General features: G+C 43.5%; 1 protein-coding gene. It reads right to left on the reverse strand.

What is annotated here, in order from left to right:
• The coding region (locus RG565_RS09025) for a transposase family protein (RefSeq protein ID WP_308937475.1) at positions 1–416 on the reverse strand (416 nt) is incomplete at its 3' end.
• Positions 417–418: the final 2 nt, after the last annotated feature.

The following is a 418-nucleotide window of genomic DNA, read 5'->3' on the forward strand; positions in this document are numbered from 1 at the left end:
GTTTCAAATTTGAATTCCTTGAGCTTGCGAATGACGGTTGAGGTTAAGATCGATAGCCTGTGGGCAATATCAGTCATGGCTTGCTTCTCAACTAATAATTGAGCGATTTTCTGTTTGACTGCAGAGGCAATCTGGTGATTTTTCTGGACGAGGGAGGTTTCAGCGACAGCCATTTTTCCACAGTTTTTACAGCGAAAGCGCCGCTTTTTGAGTCGGATAAGGGTTTTGTATCCTGCTGTCTCCAGATAAGGGATTTTAGAAGGTTTCTGGAAGTCGTATTTGGCCATCTGTCCCTTGCAGGCAGGGCATGGAGGGGCATCATAGTCAAGGTGGGCCAGGATTTCTTTGTGAGTACCGGCATCAAAAAGATTGTCTATTTTGATATTTTGGTCTTCAATTCCAAGAAGTTTTGTGATAA

The organism is Streptococcus sp. IsoGale021 (assembly GCF_031142795.1).
Classification (GTDB): domain Bacteria; phylum Bacillota; class Bacilli; order Lactobacillales; family Streptococcaceae; genus Streptococcus; species Streptococcus hominis.